This is a genomic window from Brevibacillus sp. GCM10020057, from assembly GCF_042683565.1.
GTDB lineage: Bacteria > Bacillota > Bacilli > Brevibacillales > Brevibacillaceae > Brevibacillus.
The window spans coordinates 259,620-275,037 of sequence record NZ_JBHUJW010000043.1 but is presented as its reverse complement, the minus strand read 5'-3'; the positions used below and the strand labels follow the sequence as shown (position 1 = coordinate 275,037).

Sequence of the window (15,418 nt, the reverse complement as noted above, 5' to 3'; positions counted from 1 at the left end):
AATACGATACTACAGCCATTATAAGCATCAAAAGAATTGTATATCAATTAAATTTGTATTAATAATAGTGAAAATAAAAATAGAATGGCTATACCAGCGAATCTGTCCAGCTCGTGAATGCAGCTTTTGGCAGAGGAAAGAGAGTCGCATGCTTTTCAAAAAACATGGCATATTACGTCCATAAGAACTGTCGAGAGCAGCGTAATTCCTTTGCGCCGAGGTGAACCATGAAGCCCCTTATTCCTATGGAACCAATCAACTGCGAGTCCATCCCGCAAGGACCGGACTGGATCGCCCAGGTAAAATGGGATGGCGTGCGAGTGCTTGCCTACTATGACGGACAACAGACACGCCTCTACAATCGCAGGCTGCATGAACGAACCTATCATTATCCCGAAATGACCGACATGCGCGAATACGGCCGGGTACGCTCTGTCATTTTCGATGGAGAAGTCATCGCGCTGGGAGCAGACGGGAAGCCGTCGTTTCGCGAAGTAATGCGGCGCGACGGCATCAGGCGTCTGGAAAAGGTGCGCCAGGTGCAGCAGGCTGTCCCTGTTACCTACATGATTTTTGACGTGCTCTTCGTGGATGAAGCATGGATAACGGATTACCCGTTCGAGGAGCGCTTCCGCATCCTCTCCGAGATCGTTGTTCCCAATGACCGCATTCAGTTGGTGTCTTGCCAGCCGAACGGACATGCCCTGTTCGATGTCATCCGGCAGCATGGTCTGGAAGGCATCGTCATGAAAAATGTGCACAGCAAATACGTCATCGGCGGAAAAGAGAAAGCGTGGCAAAAGAAAAAAAACTACCAGGACACCATCGCTGTTGTCGGCGGCGTTACGATCCGGGATAACGTGGTCAACTCTCTCCTTCTCGGCCACTACCGCGCAGACGGGGCCCTTCACTACATCGGTCATGCAGGTGCCGGTACATTGACGCGGCAGGATTGGCTGGCCCTGACAGAGCGGATCATCCCGTTAGTCCGGCAGGAGATGCCCTTTCTCCATAAACCAGCGAGGGCAAAAGAGGCCATTTGGCTTTTGCCACAGCTCGCCGTGAAAGTGAATTTTGCAGAGTGGACCGAAAGCGGGACATTGCGCCAGCCCAGCATACAGGCATTCGTTGACCTCCCGCCGGATCAGTGCGTGCGTGAACCCGGCACAGAACCCCATTCTATATAGGAAATGCCCGCCTGAATGCCGGCGACAACCGGCGCAATTCCTCTACTGCCGGAAAGACCCAGGTTTCTTTTTCCTGCTCAGCTTTTGTTTTCCGTGATTCAATGCCTGCATCTCGGCGTAGCTGGCCAAAAGAGCCAAAAAGAAGAAAACGACATAGCAAATCGCCGTGATGATTCCACCCATTTTGGACTTGTTCAATAGCAGGCTGCCGATGATGATCGTAAGAACGCTGGCGGTCATTGCGATCCTCCCCAGCCAGACGCAATACCTGTAAAATCGGTACAGTTTCGTTCCTTCCTGGATGCATGCTTGCTCCGACTCTTTCCGGGACATCCGCGATTTGATATACAAAACAAGCAACAGGGGGATCTGCAGGATGAGGACGATCGGCGGGAGGCTGTAACTAAGAAACTCATCCAGATCGGGGATGCACCGGAACGCGAACAGGGAAGCAGCGATGATGAACCAGCCTGCCGGGAAGTTGAACACGGTATAGTTCGCCTGTCCGCCAAACGATCCGAGGCCCACGAGAAACGCCAGGTACGTGACGATGACCTTGATCGCGAACGCAGGAAACCAGATGCTGAACAACACAATCTCGACCCGGTCCAAAAAGTCGGTGAAGTGGATTTGCTGGATGAGAATGAACAGCGGAAAGTTGAGCCGACTGGCGATCGTGTACCCCATCACGCCCAGCAGGATGGACAACAGGATGGTGGCAACGAAACCGACGATGAGAATGCCGTGCTTCAATGCGGCAAAAAACAGCCTCGATTGGGTCGACGCATGCAGAAAAGCGCCGAACAGCAAAATGTCTCCATATATACCGACCGTCATGAAATTACTGATGAAAATTCGCGTCAGGCTGGTGTTCAGGATCGGTTCGAGGCGCTCAATGCTGTACTCGTTGGAGAGCATCACATACATCGCCATCGCCAGCAGGAAAAAGACAGGGAAGTACATCTCATTGACCCTCGCCGCTACCTCCAGACTCGTCTTTCCGTAGTACATGATCATGAGCACAAGAACGAGCAGCGTGATCTCCACAGGCGTTTGCGGAAGCAGAGTGGCGTGGAAAAACTTGGTTGCCCCTTTGATTTCGAGGGTGAGGATGATCCAGAAGTAGAGGAGCAGCACGAAATTGACGACTCCGCCTGCCCATTTTCCGAACACGATGAAAATAATTTCGAACATGTTCTTCCCGGGATAGGCACGCGTCATCTCCGCCAGGACGTAGGCGACCAGCATCGCATAACCGACAGGCAACACCTGCGAAAACCAGGCATCCATTTTGGCGATCTCCGTGACAGAGCGAAAAAAAGAGATGAGCATTCCTGTCAGCAGCACGCTTCCGACCATCCAGGCGATCTGCCGGTGATTGACTACTTGCTTGTGGATCATTCGGTTCCCTCCTCTACTGCAGCTGATCCACCCACATTTTGACCTGTGGAGACAAGCCATTCAGGAAATGACTAACAGGGAGCAACTCGGCATGCTGGAATTGCAGTGCCGCAAAAACAAAGATCGTCAATACGTACAACGTGCACATGACCACTTGCTGCTTGCCGGGCATTCGTTTTCGGTGCCGCACAAAGGCGATCACCCTGACGAGAAAGGCGATGCAATAAATCAGCAGAAACAGTCGATTCATCGAGGATCTTCCTTTGTAATATCCGTTGTCGTCTGGCCCACGGTCGTGATCTGGACTTTACTCTTGATCGTGCAGGTAACCCGTGGGAATTCTTCATCCCAACGATCCCGGTAGTTGCCTTGCCACGCATTCGGAAAATGGCGGGCCAGCGCGATGCCAAGCCCGATCGTATCGGAGCGCAGTTTTTTCGATCGATCGAAAATCTTCTGGATGCTGTTCGTGATGTCCATTGCCAGCTTGCTCTCGATCATTTCATTGACGTTGAGATTCGCCAAATCGTAGTTACTCAAATTTTCCACAATCGTCGCCGATGCGGACACCCGGATGTTAAAATGTACCTTTCCTTTCGTAATGACCGGCTCAATATCTGCTTTTCCATTCTGGTAGAAAACGCTGAGCCGCTGTCCGTCCCCCAGATTCAGCAATGTGGAAAAAGGGGTAAACGCACGTTGAAACCAGTGAAGTCCTTTTGCTTCCTCCGAAGAATACGTACCGACGAGCTTGTCTCCCCGAAAAACGCCAATTCCCTGGGCTTCGATTTCTTTGGATTTTCCCTTCGGATGGGTGTCTACCGCTTCAAAAATCGGCAAATAGGCATCTGTCCCAGGTGTATTCAGCATTTGGGAAATATCCTTGATGGTGACGGGGATCGTCTCCGCCTTCACGAGTTCACGGATCGCCTCCCCGGAAAAGCGTTCAAACTGCGGCTTCGCCTGCAGGAGGCTGACTGCCCGCCCCTTCGTCATCACGATGTAGGCAGTCAACCGGTTCTCCGGAAAGCGGGAAATAATGTCCAGAGACTTACTGAAGCCTTCCTTTGCCAGTTGCTCGCCGATTATGACAATCCGGTGGTGGGCGTAGTACAGATGTCGGGACATGCGGGACTGAATCCTGTTGTTTGCTTCGCGGATGGTAACGCCGACATCCGAATCGACGTAGTACGCCTTGTCGCCGCTCGTTCCGCCCACTCCGCCGGACGGGCCGCCGAGACTGCTGACGAGGGGGACCTGGACAGCCAGGCGATACTTGCCATCTGGTTCCTTGTCAATGCCCAAAGCAACGACAATCGCCATGTCATTCACTTCGCGGCGATCCCAGCAGCCGGCGACGGCCAGCATACCAAGTGCAATCGTGCATACCAGTGCCAGGCGCTTCACGAGTTTCCCTCCCCGTTTGAATCACTGTTCCCATTAACCCCCTCCTCCCCTCCGCCCTGTTGAAGCCCCTTGGCAAAGCCAGCATCCATTCGGCGCGCATCTGGGGTCCCTACAAAGCTCGGGCGTTTTTCCATCTCTGTCCAGGGCGAGCGGATCAAGACATCCTTCAGATCCGATACCGACAAAGGAGCGATCGGCGAGAGGTACGGCACGCCGAACGAGCGAAGATTCGCCATATGCCCCACGATGATGAGAAGCATAATCAATATACCGTAGATTCCCAGAATCGAAGCGGCGATCATGATTGGAAAACGGAGCATCCGAAGCGAGATCGCAGCATTAAAATGCGGAATCGTAAAGGAGGCGATCCCTGTGACGGAAACAACGATGACCATCGGCGCAGAGACAATCCCCGCCTGAACCGCCGCCTGACCGACGACCAGTGCGCCGAGAATACTGACGGCCTGGCCGACCGTCTTGGGCAGGCGTATCCCCGCTTCCCGCAGCGCTTCAAACGCAACCTCCATGAGGAGAGCCTCCACAATCGCCGGAAAAGGGATCGTTTCGCGGGCTGCCGCCACGGTAAGCAGCAGCGTGGTCGGGAGCATCTGCTGGTGAAAGGTGGTGATGGCGACGTAAACGGCTGGCGTCAACAAAGAGATGAACACGAACAAATAGCGCAGCCAACGCACGAGCGTCGACATCTCGAAGCGTTCGTAGTAGTCTTCACTCGCTTGCAGCAGCATCCAGAACGTGACCGGCACCATCAGGACCATCGGGGTTCCGTCGACAAAAATGGCGACTCGCCCATCCAGCAGCCAGGCGGCCACTGTGTCTGGCCGCTCGGTATATTTGACCTGCGGAAATGGCGAGTACACGCTATCCTGGATTAATTCCTCAATATACCCGCTCTCCAGTATCCCATCGATGTCGATGTTGCTGATTCTTCTGGTCACTTCCTCGACGACCTGCGGGTCAGCGATCCCTTCCAGAAATGCCACGACGATGTTCGTATTCGTCTCCCTGCCGACCACCAGCGATTTCAGTTTCAGACGGGGGGTCTTCAGCTTGCGTCGGAGCATCGATGTATTCGTGCGGATGTTTTCGATAAAGCCTTCCCGGGGACCGCGCACGACGACCTCCCCTTCCGGCTCATTGACGGAGCGCTTCTCCGCACCGCGAAGCCCGAGCGTGAGCGCCTTGGTATTTCCATCCACGAGGATGCCGGTGTCCCCGCCAAGCACCGACAGCAGCAGCTTTTTGTAATCGTCGACTTTGGCGATCTGCGAAACCGGGAGCAACGCCTCCTCGATGACCTTGATGTCCGCCGCCCCTTCTTCCATCACCATCAGCGTCTTCAACGCATCGTTTACTTCTTCTGTGTTGATCAGTCCGTCCACAAACACGGCGACGGCACACACGCTGTTTTTCTGCTTGAATTCGCGGATGACGAAGTCGGAGCAATCCGAGAACAAGTTGTTCAAAAAAGCGATGTTGTCATGCAGATCAGGGAATAAAGGAATTCCCTCGAGCTCAGTCAGACTGCAGACGCCGGTGCTTTCTATCAGCTCTTGTAACCGGTTTTTTTCTTTTTTCGGAAATTTCATCTCTTCACCAGCCATCGACAATATATCCGTATTATGGTTAAGACGGCCAGATTGTATGTATACAGGGAGACTTTTCCGCGGATAGCGATGCGTTCTGCGAAAAATAGTAGGGGCAACGTCTGACTGGAAGGAAGGTGCCCGACTTGCCTGCAGGATTGACAGAGTATGAACTGACCTTAGATGGCCAGACCATGGCAATTACCAATCCGGACAAGCCGTTGTGGCCCGACGCCCGGGTGACGAAGCTGGACTACATTCGTTATTTATTGCTAGTCTCCGCGCCTCTTCTCGCCTATGCAAAAGACCGGCTGCTGACCGTCATTCGCTATCCGCACGGGCTCGGCGGCAAGCACTTTTTTCAAAAAAACGTTCCCGTGTACGCTCCGCCCTGGATTCGGACGAGCCTGTGGGAAAATACGCGCTACGTCATGTGCAACGATCAGGCGACGCTCATCTGGATGGCGAATCAGGCGGCGCTGGAGTGGCATGTCTCCTTCCACCGCGCCTGCGATGAGATCCCGACCGAGCTGGTCTTTGACCTCGACCCTTCTACAGACGATTTTTCCGTCGTGACCGAAGCGGCTTTGCTGCTGAAGGAATTGCTCGATGAGCTGAACCTCCCCTCCTTCGTGAAAACATCTGGTGCCAGCGGCCTGCAAATCTACGTGCCGATCGAGCTGCGCTACACCTTTGAACAAACCCGTGAAGTCGGCCATTTCATCGCTTCCTACCTGGTCAGCAAGCATCCGCAGCTGCTCACGATCGAGCGGCTGATCAAAAACCGCGGAACGAAGCTGTACATCGACTACCTGCAGCATTGGCGCGGCAAGACGCTGCCTGCGCCCTACTCGACGCGGGCGCGTGCTCACGCGACAGTTTCCACTCCGCTGGCCTGGGAAGAAGTGCCGCATATTCACCCGACCGATTTCACCGTTTACAGCGTGCCTGGCCGGCTCCGGGCCAAAGGTGACCTGTTTGCCGCCGTATCCGCTCCACGCAGGCGTTCCTCTCTCGACGCCATCCTCTCCTTTTTGCAGCGGAGAAGATCGTGAATTTTGAATCCTTGCTCCTGTTTGTGCTATACTGTGCAGAGACCTTTTGAGGCAAGGAGGAACATTCATGATTGATCCGATAGCGATTGCAATCGGGCCCTTAAAGATTCACTGGTACGGCATCATTATGGGACTGGCTTTTTTTCTGGGGACTTATCTCGCCCGGTACAATTCCAGACGTTCAGGCATCGATGCCGATCACATCCTGAACATGGTCGTACTGATTATTCCAGCCGCAATCATTTGCGCCCGCCTCTACTATGTGACATTTGAATGGGATCAATACAAGACCAACCCGATGGACATCATCGCGGTATGGAAAGGCGGTCTCGCCATTCACGGCGGGCTGATCGGCGGTGTGCTCGCCGGTACCTGGTACATCCGCAAGCACAGCCTGCCGTTCCTGAAGCTGGCAGACGTGATGATGCCGAGTGTCATTCTCGGTCAGGCGATCGGGCGCTGGGGCAACTTCATCAACCAGGAAGCGCATGGCGGTCCGGCCACTGCGGAGTTCATGGAAAAGTTTCCCGCGTTTATCCGAGACCAGATGTACATCGGCGGTCAATACTACCATCCGACGTTTCTGTATGAATCGATGTGGAATCTCGTTGTGTTCGCGGTTTTGATGATCATGCTCTATCGCTTCAAAAAGTTCGACGGACAAATTTTGTTCAGCTACATGATTCTGTACTCCATCGGGCGATTCTTCATTGAAGGCATGCGCACCGACAGCCTGCTCATCGCTGACACCTTGCGTGTGGCACAGCTCGTGAGTCTGACGCTGGTTGCGCTCGGGCTGATCCTGATGCTCATCTTTGCCCGCAAAAGCAAACAGTCCCGCAATGAGTCGCACAATACGATGGAATAATGCAGTGATTGCACGCAGCGTCCCTTTACAAAAAAGGGGCGCATTTTTTTCGCCCTTCTCGTCTGAATTGTCGCAAAGCTGGGTAAACTGGTGAAAACGGCTGCGGATAAAGCAAAGGAGAGAAGATTATGGACGAAGATATTTTGGAAGAGTATTTGGACCGCCCGGTGCGCATCCACTTCGCTCCGGGCATGATCGGCGCCGGTCTCGCTCCCTGTCTGGACGGGAAGCTGTACGATTTCGGCCCGAGCGGTATATTGCTCGAGGAAGCGGATGGCTCGCTGGATTACATCCCCCTCTCCGCCATTCGGCTCGTGCAAATACGCCCGAAGCCAGGCTTGTGGGCGCGCTTGACTGGTTCCGCTTAAGTCCGGCATAGCGGATAAGAAAAGACACCTTTCACGGCTTGTCCCGCGTCAGGTGTCTTCGTCATGTAACAAAAGCGTGAATGAATTTTTTACAGAAAGACGTCGTAAACGACATAACAGGAAGCTGCAAGCAGTGCGGTCACGGGCAAGGTAATCACCCATGTCACAACGATCCGGCCAGCCAACCCCCATTTCACTGCGTTCAGCTTTTGGGACGCCCCTACCCCGAGAATGGAGGAGGTGATGACATGCGTCGTACTGACGGGCAGTTTGAGCGCTGTAAAAATGGTGATGATGAGGGCGGAAGACAGGTCTGCGGAGAACCCGCTGATCGGCTTGATTTTCATAATCTTGCCGCCCATCGTTTTGATGATGCGCCAGCCGCCGATCGACGTTCCCAGCGCCATGGCGATGGCAGCGGACAGCTTGACCCAGATCGGAATGGTGAACTCTCCCGGAGCTTGATGCAGGAAACCGCCGGAGAGCAGCGCCAGTGTAATGACCCCCATCGTTTTCTGGGCGTCGTTCGCACCGTGGCTGAAGGATTGCCAGGAGGCAGAGAGAACTTGCAAAGCCCGGAAGCTGCGGTTCGTCCGGTGATACGCCATGCTCGCGACCAGCAAGGAGACGAGCTTGATGACGATAAAGCCAACGACGAAAGCAACAATCGGAGAAATGATCAGCGCTTCCACAATATCGAGGAAGCCTTCCAAATTGATCGCGTCAAATCCTGCAGCACCTACCGCAGCACCGGCTACACCGCCGATAATCGCATGAGAAGAAGAACTCGGAATACCAAACCACCACGTGATGAGATTCCACAGGATGGCGGCGGTAAGTGCCGCAAGAACGACAACGAGGCCGTTTTCCAGCTTGAACGGATCGGTAATTTTTCCCCCGATCGTCTTGGCCACGCCGGTATACGTCAGCGCCCCGATCAGATTGAATGCAGAAGCAAGAATGATGGCTGTGCGCGGACTCAATGCGCGGGTGGAGACGGACGTTGCGATCGCGTTCGCGGTATCATGAAAGCCGTTGATGAAGTCAAACCCAAGCGCCATGATGACGACAAGAACGAGAATAATCACCTCTGGCGAAAGATCAGGCATTCTTTAACACGATCCCTTCTACCAGATTGGATACATCCTCGGCAAAGTCCGCACAGTCCTCCAGCTTGTCGTAAATTTCTTTGAGCTTGATCGCTTCAATCGGATTCGCATCCGGAGCATTCAGCAGATCGGAAACCATCTTGCGGTAGTTGGAGTCGGATTCGTGCTCCAGGTCTTTGATCTCCGTTGCGATCTTGGCAACCACCTTGTGATCCAGCTTGCGCAAGGTGCGGATCAGTTCAATCAGCTTGGCCGAGCATTTTACGAGAATGTTGGCTTGGGCGAGAACGCGCGGGTCGGGCTGACGGACCTGGTAGAGGTACATGCGGTCTGCCACTCCATCGATGTAGTCGATCATCGAATCCATCGTGTGTGCCAACAGATGGATGTCTTCGCGTTCGAGCGGAGTGATAAATGTGGAGTTCAGTTCGTTCATAATCTGACGAACGATTGCATCCCCTTCTTTCTCAACAGCTTTGATCGCCTTTACTTTCTCTTCCAGATCCTGATAGTTGCCTATCATCTCGTAGAACAGATGTGTTCCTTTGTGAACATTGGCAATTTGCTGTTCAAACAGATCGAAGAAGATATACTTGTTTGATTTAAACATACGTCCTCTAGTCACTCCTTTGGAAAAATCACACCTAGACGATTATATCGAACATTAATGTGAACGTAAATTTGAAAACAAGCGAAAGTATATGTATTTTTCATTAAATAAATATTAAGTTTTTGTAAAGCAGTCCTGTCCCAACAAAAAACACCCGTTTCCCTGTTCTGGCACGAGTGTTCGCGCAGCTGCCCGTTCTGTTCTCTAATTTTGTGCGACGAGCATGCAGTCTTTCTTTTTCTTTGCTTCATACATCAGGCTGTCCGCTTTCTCTGTCAGCTGTAACGCGTCTGCAGCGTGCAGCGGGAATGACGCCACGCCGATGCTGACGGTCACGCCGGAGAGCTGCTGACGAGTCTGGTTCTGGATTCGCTCCCCGATTGCCACTCCTTTGTTCGTATCCGTATGCGGCAGCAGCACGACGAACTCCTCTCCGCCCCAGCGGCCGACGGCGTCCTGTTTGCGCACGCACGACTTCAGCATTCCCGCGAACTCCTGCAGGAGCTTGTCGCCCTCCAGATGACCGTAGCGATCATTGTATTTTTTAAAATTGTCCAAATCGATAAACAACAAAGTGACTGGGTATTTGGTTCTACAAGCCAGCTCCACCTCTTGATTCAACCTCGCCACAAATCGGCGGTTGACGAGCACCCCGGTCAGCGAATCGTGATCGGCCATATGCCGCAACCAGTCGATATACTGGCCGACGCGATACCCGATTGCCAGCTGCAGGAAAGCCGCGCCTGACACGAAAACGGCACTGGTCTGACTTACCCGCATTCCAAACGCAAACAGCCAGACTCCAATCATCAGACAGGATACTCCCAATCCGACCCAGCGTGAATCCAAAGAAATCCCCCTCCGGTCCATGTAAACAACATCGCACCTCTGAGCACAAGACTCATTATCACAGCTTAATATATAGGTCTAGAATCATGCATTAAGGGATATTTTACCTATGTTTTCTCTTGAGATCAAGTTTTAATATGCTCTGGTCAGACCAATTTGCGTTCTCCTGAACTGGCTGTGGCTTGTACAATAAACTGACTATTCACATTAACCCCAACCCTCTTTCTTTTTATATGACTGTCATCTATACTTACAAAAATATCTTTTATCGATAAGGGGGAATTAGCTGAATGATATGGCTGCACAACCTTGTCGCCCGTTATGACAGAGCGATCTGGGTCCGCGTCATCGGTACCATTCTGACTACGTTTGCCGGCTTCATGCTCCGGCCGTTTCTCGCCTTTTACTTGTACGACAGGTTGGACAACAACCTGCTGCTGGCGGCAATGGTGACGAGCCTGCAGCCGCTGACGAGCATCATCGCCGGCTACTTTGCCGGCAGCCTCTCTGACCGGTATGGGCGAAAACCGCTGATGGTCGCTGCGCTGCTGATTGAAGCCGTTTCCATGGCGGGCTACATCTGGGCGGAGTCGCTCGTTGCCTTTGCGTTGCTGACGATCGTCAACGGAGTGGGCTCTTCGCTGTTCTGGCCGGCTGCCAGCGCGCAAGTGACGGATATCGTGCCCGAGGAGAAGCGCAGCGAAGTGTTTGCGCTGCTTCATACGGCCTTGAACCTGGGAGCCGCTGCCGGTCCTCTGATCGGAGTCTCCTTGTACAAGATCAATCCCGGCATCGCTTTCGGCATCTGTGCGCTGATGCTCTTCGTTTACTGTTTCCTGATCCTCTGGCAGATCCCCGAGACACTGCCTGCCGAGCAGCGCAGACGGGCAGCCAGGGAACCCGGAAGCAAGCCTGCTCCCCGGCTGAAATGGTCGGAGCATCAGACTTTGATCTGGATGACGTTGGCCGCCGTGCCCGTCTCGCTGCTTTATTCGCAGGTGGAGATCATCTTGCCGCAGCATTTGCGCACCAAGTTCGATGATTTTCTGACCGTCTTTGCGACCTTGATCACCATCAACGGCATTCTCGTCGTTTGTTGTCAGATCGTCATCGCCAAGCTCGCCGAGCGCTTCCCCCCGCATCGGGTCATCCTCATCGCCTACGGCTTCCTCGCTTGTGTCGGCTTCGGCTACGGCTGGGCACCCGGCCTGCTCGCCCTCATCATCGCCGAGACAATGTTTACCATCGGCGAGATGCTGTACGGTCCGCAAATTCAGAAAGCCATCTCGGTCATGGCTCCCGAAGAACACAGAGGACGTTACTTCGCTGTTTTCGGTGCGAACTGGAGCATTACCGGCACCTTTGGCCCGTCTGTCGGAGCCGTTGCCTTTCGCGGCATGGGCGGAGCTTTCTGGTTTTCGTTGCTTGGCGTCTTGTTGCTCGCCGGCGGGCTATGCCAAAGCCGCTTCGTCCGAAAAGCGGTGAACGCTGCTTCTTCCAAGCCTGCAGCCGAAGAACCACATACGGTGTCCATCACCTAAGCTGTTTCTGTTTTCTTTTGGGTAAGCCTGCAACTATGAGAAACATGAATTGGAACGAAATGGAAGGGACAAACTAAGACATACTTACCAATTGACGGGAGTGTGGAAGGAATGTCCCGTATTGAAGCCGTCGCCACCGCTGTCCCTCCCCATGAAGTCTCCCAGGAGGAATCGATGCGGCTGGCCCGCCGTTTGTTTCAGGTTGCCTATCCGGACATTGACCGGCTGCTTGGCGTATTCGGAAACAGCCAGATTCGCAAGCGTCATTTTTGCATGCCGCTGGACTGGTATGAGAAAGAGCGCCCCTTTGCCGAAAAAAATCGGTTATATGTAGAAAACGCTGTTGAGCTGGCCGCCGAAGCCGCGCAAAAATGCATGGGGAAAGCCGGTCTGGCACCAGAGGACATCGACTGCCTCATGTTCGTATCCAGCACAGGTATTGCCACCCCGAGCCTGGATTCCCGGCTGGTCAACCGCTTGCGGCTGCGCCCTGACGTCACGCGCGTACCGCTCTGGGGGCTGGGATGCGCCGGGGGTGCCATGGGACTGTCCCGCGCCTGCGAGTACACGCAGGCCTATCCGGATCGCCGCGTGCTGCTGTTGAGCGTGGAACTGTGCGGCCTGACCTTTATCCGGCAGGACATGTCCAAAAGCAATCTGGTCGCCACATGCCTGTTTGGCGACGGAGCTGCCGCTGTACTCGTGGAAGGTGATGATGTCCGCTCTAGTGCTAGTCGTCCGACCCGCCTGCGTTTTCGTGCGGCGCGGACCACGACCTGGCCGGATACGCTGGACGTCATGGGCTGGGAGCTGACCGAGCCGGGATTGAAGGTCGTCTTTTCCCGCGACATTCCCACTCTCATTTTGCAGTCGATGAAAGACAACGTCGACCGCTTTCTCTCTCCGCACCAGACGTCTGTGGACCGCCTGCGCCATTTCCTTTTCCATCCCGGTGGGGCCAAGGTGCTCACGGCCTATCAGCGGTCGTTGGGACTGTCCGCGGACGCGACTCGCCTGTCTGCGGAAGTTCTGCACAGCTTCGGCAACATGTCATCGCCAACCGTTCTCTTCGTACTGGAAAAGAGCATGGAGCAGGACTGGGAGGCCGGAGATTTGGGACTGCTCGCCGCACTGGGACCCGGGTTCAGCTCGGAAATGCTGCTGCTGGAAGCGAGGTGAAGCCGATGCTATTGTTTTGGATTGTCCTCGCTTCGCTTCTGTTGCAGCGCATTTTCGAGCTGCTTTTGGCAGCGCGGAATGCCCGCATTATCCGCTCGCTGGGAGGCTATGAAATCGGTGCCGGACATTACATCTATCTGGTCCTCCTGCATGTGCTGTTCTTCGCCTGCCTGATCGGGGAAGTGACGACAGCCCCGTCTCCCGGCTCGCTACCTTCCGGGTGGCAGGTGTATTTTTCCGCCTTTTTGCTTGCCCAGCTGCTGCGGTACTGGTGCATCTGGAGCCTTGGCAACCGCTGGAACACGCGTATCATGGTTCTGCCCGGCTCCCCACCTGTCCGACGCGGTCCGTACCGGTTCATGCGCCATCCCAATTACCTGGTCGTCGCCATCGAGCTGTTCGCTCTGCCGATGACGTTTGGCGCTGCTCTCACGGCGTTTTCCTTTTCGCTGCTCAACGCCTGGCTTCTCCTGCGCGTACGCATCCCGATCGAGGAACAGGCCGTCTATGCGCCAAAAAAGTAGTGCCCAACGCAAAAAGTCCTGGCCATCCTGCGATAGCCAAGACTTTTTTCATTTTCAGGTTTACGTCTGTCCCAAGAAAGGAAGAGGATAAGATAGAATACTCTACTTTTACCAGTGAGGTGACATCCATGCAACGAACATCTATTGCCGCACCGATGGAGACCAGGCGCGTGATCATCCGGGACTTTTTCGAGCTCATCGATACCATCCCCAACCTGGACGACCCGGGAGCCATTCAGAAGCTGCACCGCTACCTGCAAAGCTTGTTGCGGATCAAACAGGTCGTGCCGCCCGTCGTGGAAATCATGACGGTCGTCAAGGAACACAAGCCAGTCCTGTTTCATGCCGCCAGACGCAGCCTCATGACTACCAGCAACCTGCATATGCTGTTTCAGGTCGACATGGACGTCGAACTGGCAAGAGAACGTTTGAAGCAATACGCCGAGTAGACGGGGGCCGTTACCCTTTCAGCTGCTCCGGATTGAGACATTCCAGCTCCGGAATGACGAAGAGTCCGTCCTTGCGAATCAGCACGCCGTCAAACCAGATCTCTCCTCCGCCCCATTCCGGACGCTGGATGGACACCATGTCCCAGTGCACGGAGGATTTGTTGCCATTGTAGGCTTCATCGTAGCATTGGCCAGGGGTGAAATGGAAGCTGCCGTCGATCTTTTCGTCAAACAGGATGTCTTTCATCGGGTTGCGGATATACGGGTTCACGCCAATGGCAAATTCGCCGATGTAGCGCGCGCCTTCGTCCGTATCGAGAATTTCGTTGATTCGCTTCGTGTCATTGGCAGTGGCCTTGACGATTTTTCCGTTCTCGAAGGTCAATTGGACATTTTCAAAGACGAAGCCGTGGTAAGGCGTCGGCGCATTGTGCGTGATCGTTCCGTTCACCGAGTCTCTCACAGGCGCGGTGTACACTTCTCCGTCCGGGATATTGCGCAGTCCGGCGCACTTGACAGCCGGAATGTCCTTGATGGAGAAAGTCAGGTCTGTGCCCGGCCCGACGATCCGCACCTGGTCCGTGCGATTCATCAGTTCGACGAGGCTGTCCATCGCTTTGTCCATCTTCGCATAATCCAGATTGCACACCTGGAAGTAAAACTCTTCAAACGCTGCCGTGGACATGTTGGCGAGTTGGGCCATCGACGGGTTCGGATAGCGCAGCACGACCCATTTGGTGTGCGGGACGCGGACGTTCATCACCGGCAGCTCATACAGGCGGGAGTACATCCCCAGCTTTTCGCCGGGCACATCTGCCATTTCGTTGATGTTGCTGCCTGCGCGAATGCCTATGTATCCATCCATTTTCTCCATCAGCTTCACTTCGTGCTCGGCCATGACGGCGAGCTGCTCCTCGTTGCATTGCATCGCCAATTCACGGCTGATCGCAGGGTTGACCAGCTGCACAAATGGATTGCCTTTTGCTTTGTAGATTTCCCGAACGAGCGCGGCTACCAGGTCAGGCGTCTCTCCTTTGACATTAATCAGGATGTTTTCGCCAGGCTGTACGCAAACGGAATAATTCACGAGATTATACGCCAATTGTTCTAAACGAGGGTCTTTCATCCATCTCACGCCCTTTGCTCATTTTCAGATTCCCACTTTATTTTTAACGATAAACAGATACAAGTCAATAAAATATATTTTATTAAATGAGTACGAGAGACCAGCCTGCTTCTCCGCAAGGCTGGCTCTCGCTATTCACCG

General features: G+C 54.0%; 16 protein-coding genes. 8 read left to right on the top strand and 8 right to left on the bottom strand.

The genetic code is table 11. The features are described 5' to 3' along the window. Positions 1-227 precede the first annotated feature (227 nt). The gene (locus ACFSO0_RS14975) at positions 228-1,187 is read left to right on the top strand and encodes an ATP-dependent DNA ligase (RefSeq protein ID WP_376881582.1); all 960 of its coding nucleotides are present in this window, start codon (positions 228-230) and stop codon (positions 1,185-1,187) included. Positions 1,188-1,229: 42 nt separating this feature from the next. Here ACFSO0_RS14975 and ACFSO0_RS14970 read toward each other — a convergent pair whose 3' ends face one another. The 4 genes from ACFSO0_RS14970 to ACFSO0_RS14955 are packed head-to-tail and all read right to left on the bottom strand — an operon-like array spanning position 1,230 to position 5,602. Beyond that, positions 1,230-2,588, bottom strand: coding sequence for a GerAB/ArcD/ProY family transporter (locus ACFSO0_RS14970; protein ID WP_376881580.1), 1,359 nt, complete (start codon positions 2,586-2,588; stop codon positions 1,230-1,232). Positions 2,589-2,601: 13 nt separating this feature from the next. Further along, positions 2,602-2,838, bottom strand: a complete 237-nt coding sequence (locus ACFSO0_RS14965) for a hypothetical protein (protein ID WP_376881578.1) — start codon at positions 2,836-2,838, stop codon at positions 2,602-2,604. Then, positions 2,835-3,995 (bottom strand): Ger(x)C family spore germination protein, encoded by a 1,161-nt coding sequence (locus ACFSO0_RS14960; RefSeq protein WP_376881577.1) that lies wholly within the window; start codon positions 3,993-3,995, stop codon positions 2,835-2,837. Before ACFSO0_RS14960 ends, ACFSO0_RS14965 begins: the two co-directional genes overlap by 4 nt. Further along, positions 3,992-5,602 carry a spore germination protein gene (locus tag ACFSO0_RS14955; protein ID WP_376881576.1) on the bottom strand — a complete coding sequence of 537 codons (1,611 nt, stop codon included), beginning with the start codon at positions 5,600-5,602 and terminating at the stop codon, positions 3,992-3,994. Before ACFSO0_RS14955 ends, ACFSO0_RS14960 begins: the two co-directional genes overlap by 4 nt. Before the next feature lie 191 nt (positions 5,603-5,793). On the opposite strand from ACFSO0_RS14955, the gene ligD reads away from it, so the two are divergent. The 3 genes from ligD (at position 5,794) to ACFSO0_RS14940 (ending at position 7,890) form a co-directional block, all read left to right on the top strand. Continuing rightward, the gene (ligD, locus tag ACFSO0_RS14950; RefSeq protein ID WP_376883203.1) at positions 5,794-6,654 is read left to right on the top strand and encodes a non-homologous end-joining DNA ligase; all 861 of its coding nucleotides are present in this window, start codon (positions 5,794-5,796) and stop codon (positions 6,652-6,654) included. Between the two features lie 67 nt (positions 6,655-6,721). Then, positions 6,722-7,522 (top strand): prolipoprotein diacylglyceryl transferase, encoded by an 801-nt coding sequence (lgt, locus tag ACFSO0_RS14945; protein WP_376881575.1) that lies wholly within the window; start codon positions 6,722-6,724, stop codon positions 7,520-7,522. A 128-nt stretch (positions 7,523-7,650) separates the two neighbouring features. Further along, positions 7,651-7,890 (top strand): hypothetical protein, encoded by a 240-nt coding sequence (locus tag ACFSO0_RS14940; protein ID WP_376881573.1) that lies wholly within the window; start codon positions 7,651-7,653, stop codon positions 7,888-7,890. 89 nt (positions 7,891-7,979) lie between these two features. Here ACFSO0_RS14940 and ACFSO0_RS14935 read toward each other — a convergent pair whose 3' ends face one another. The 3 genes from ACFSO0_RS14935 to ACFSO0_RS14925 form a co-directional block, all read right to left on the bottom strand. Continuing rightward, entirely contained in the window at positions 7,980-8,999 is a 1,020-nt protein-coding gene (locus tag ACFSO0_RS14935; protein WP_376881572.1) for an inorganic phosphate transporter, read from the bottom strand. After that, the gene (locus ACFSO0_RS14930) at positions 8,992-9,609 is read right to left on the bottom strand and encodes a DUF47 domain-containing protein (RefSeq protein WP_376881570.1); all 618 of its coding nucleotides are present in this window, start codon (positions 9,607-9,609) and stop codon (positions 8,992-8,994) included. The genes ACFSO0_RS14935 and ACFSO0_RS14930 overlap by 8 nt, the downstream gene beginning before the upstream one ends. Before the next feature lie 204 nt (positions 9,610-9,813). Then, positions 9,814-10,458, bottom strand: a complete 645-nt coding sequence (locus ACFSO0_RS14925) for a GGDEF domain-containing protein (protein ID WP_376881569.1) — start codon at positions 10,456-10,458, stop codon at positions 9,814-9,816. Positions 10,459-10,748: 290 nt separating this feature from the next. Between ACFSO0_RS14925 and ACFSO0_RS14920 the strand changes: the two genes are divergently transcribed. From ACFSO0_RS14920 to ACFSO0_RS14905, 4 genes are all read left to right on the top strand, one after another. Next, positions 10,749-11,999: an MDR family MFS transporter gene (locus tag ACFSO0_RS14920; protein ID WP_376881567.1), complete on the top strand. Its 1,251-nt coding sequence runs from the start codon at positions 10,749-10,751 to the stop codon at positions 11,997-11,999. Between the two features lie 111 nt (positions 12,000-12,110). Then, a complete protein-coding gene (locus ACFSO0_RS14915) occupies positions 12,111-13,178 on the top strand; it encodes a type III polyketide synthase (RefSeq protein ID WP_376881566.1) in 1,068 nt (355 codons plus the stop codon). 5 nt (positions 13,179-13,183) lie between these two features. After that, on the top strand, positions 13,184-13,702 hold the full coding sequence (locus tag ACFSO0_RS14910; protein WP_376881565.1) for an isoprenylcysteine carboxyl methyltransferase family protein: 519 nt from the start codon (positions 13,184-13,186) through the stop codon (positions 13,700-13,702). A gap of 128 nt (positions 13,703-13,830) precedes the next feature. Continuing rightward, positions 13,831-14,151 (top strand): hypothetical protein, encoded by a 321-nt coding sequence (locus ACFSO0_RS14905; RefSeq protein ID WP_376881563.1) that lies wholly within the window; start codon positions 13,831-13,833, stop codon positions 14,149-14,151. A 10-nt stretch (positions 14,152-14,161) separates the two neighbouring features. Here ACFSO0_RS14905 and ACFSO0_RS14900 read toward each other — a convergent pair whose 3' ends face one another. After that, the gene (locus ACFSO0_RS14900) at positions 14,162-15,277 is read right to left on the bottom strand and encodes an aminopeptidase (protein WP_376881562.1); all 1,116 of its coding nucleotides are present in this window, start codon (positions 15,275-15,277) and stop codon (positions 14,162-14,164) included. Between the last annotated feature and the right edge of the window lie 141 nt (positions 15,278-15,418).

What these genes read in the sequence shown, in the direction of transcription:
- ACFSO0_RS14955 (WP_376881576.1), bottom strand. Translation starts at nt 5,602, where the DNA reads ATGAAATTTCCGAAAAAAGAAAAAAACCGGTTACAAGAGCTGATAGAA.
- ACFSO0_RS14975 (WP_376881582.1), top strand. Translation starts at nt 228, where the DNA reads ATGAAGCCCCTTATTCCTATGGAACCAATCAACTGCGAGTCCATCCCG.
- ACFSO0_RS14920 (WP_376881567.1), top strand. Translation starts at nt 10,749, where the DNA reads ATGATATGGCTGCACAACCTTGTCGCCCGTTATGACAGAGCGATCTGG.
- ACFSO0_RS14970 (WP_376881580.1), bottom strand. Translation starts at nt 2,588, where the DNA reads ATGATCCACAAGCAAGTAGTCAATCACCGGCAGATCGCCTGGATGGTC.
- ACFSO0_RS14940 (WP_376881573.1), top strand. Translation starts at nt 7,651, where the DNA reads ATGGACGAAGATATTTTGGAAGAGTATTTGGACCGCCCGGTGCGCATC.
- ACFSO0_RS14900 (WP_376881562.1), bottom strand. Translation starts at nt 15,277, where the DNA reads ATGAAAGACCCTCGTTTAGAACAATTGGCGTATAATCTCGTGAATTAT.
- ACFSO0_RS14965 (WP_376881578.1), bottom strand. Translation starts at nt 2,838, where the DNA reads ATGAATCGACTGTTTCTGCTGATTTATTGCATCGCCTTTCTCGTCAGG.
- ligD (WP_376883203.1), top strand. Translation starts at nt 5,794, where the DNA reads ATGGCAATTACCAATCCGGACAAGCCGTTGTGGCCCGACGCCCGGGTG.
- lgt (WP_376881575.1), top strand. Translation starts at nt 6,722, where the DNA reads ATGATTGATCCGATAGCGATTGCAATCGGGCCCTTAAAGATTCACTGG.
- ACFSO0_RS14910 (WP_376881565.1), top strand. Translation starts at nt 13,184, where the DNA reads ATGCTATTGTTTTGGATTGTCCTCGCTTCGCTTCTGTTGCAGCGCATT.
- ACFSO0_RS14915 (WP_376881566.1), top strand. Translation starts at nt 12,111, where the DNA reads ATGTCCCGTATTGAAGCCGTCGCCACCGCTGTCCCTCCCCATGAAGTC.
- ACFSO0_RS14935 (WP_376881572.1), bottom strand. Translation starts at nt 8,999, where the DNA reads ATGCCTGATCTTTCGCCAGAGGTGATTATTCTCGTTCTTGTCGTCATC.
- ACFSO0_RS14905 (WP_376881563.1), top strand. Translation starts at nt 13,831, where the DNA reads ATGCAACGAACATCTATTGCCGCACCGATGGAGACCAGGCGCGTGATC.
- ACFSO0_RS14930 (WP_376881570.1), bottom strand. Translation starts at nt 9,609, where the DNA reads ATGTTTAAATCAAACAAGTATATCTTCTTCGATCTGTTTGAACAGCAA.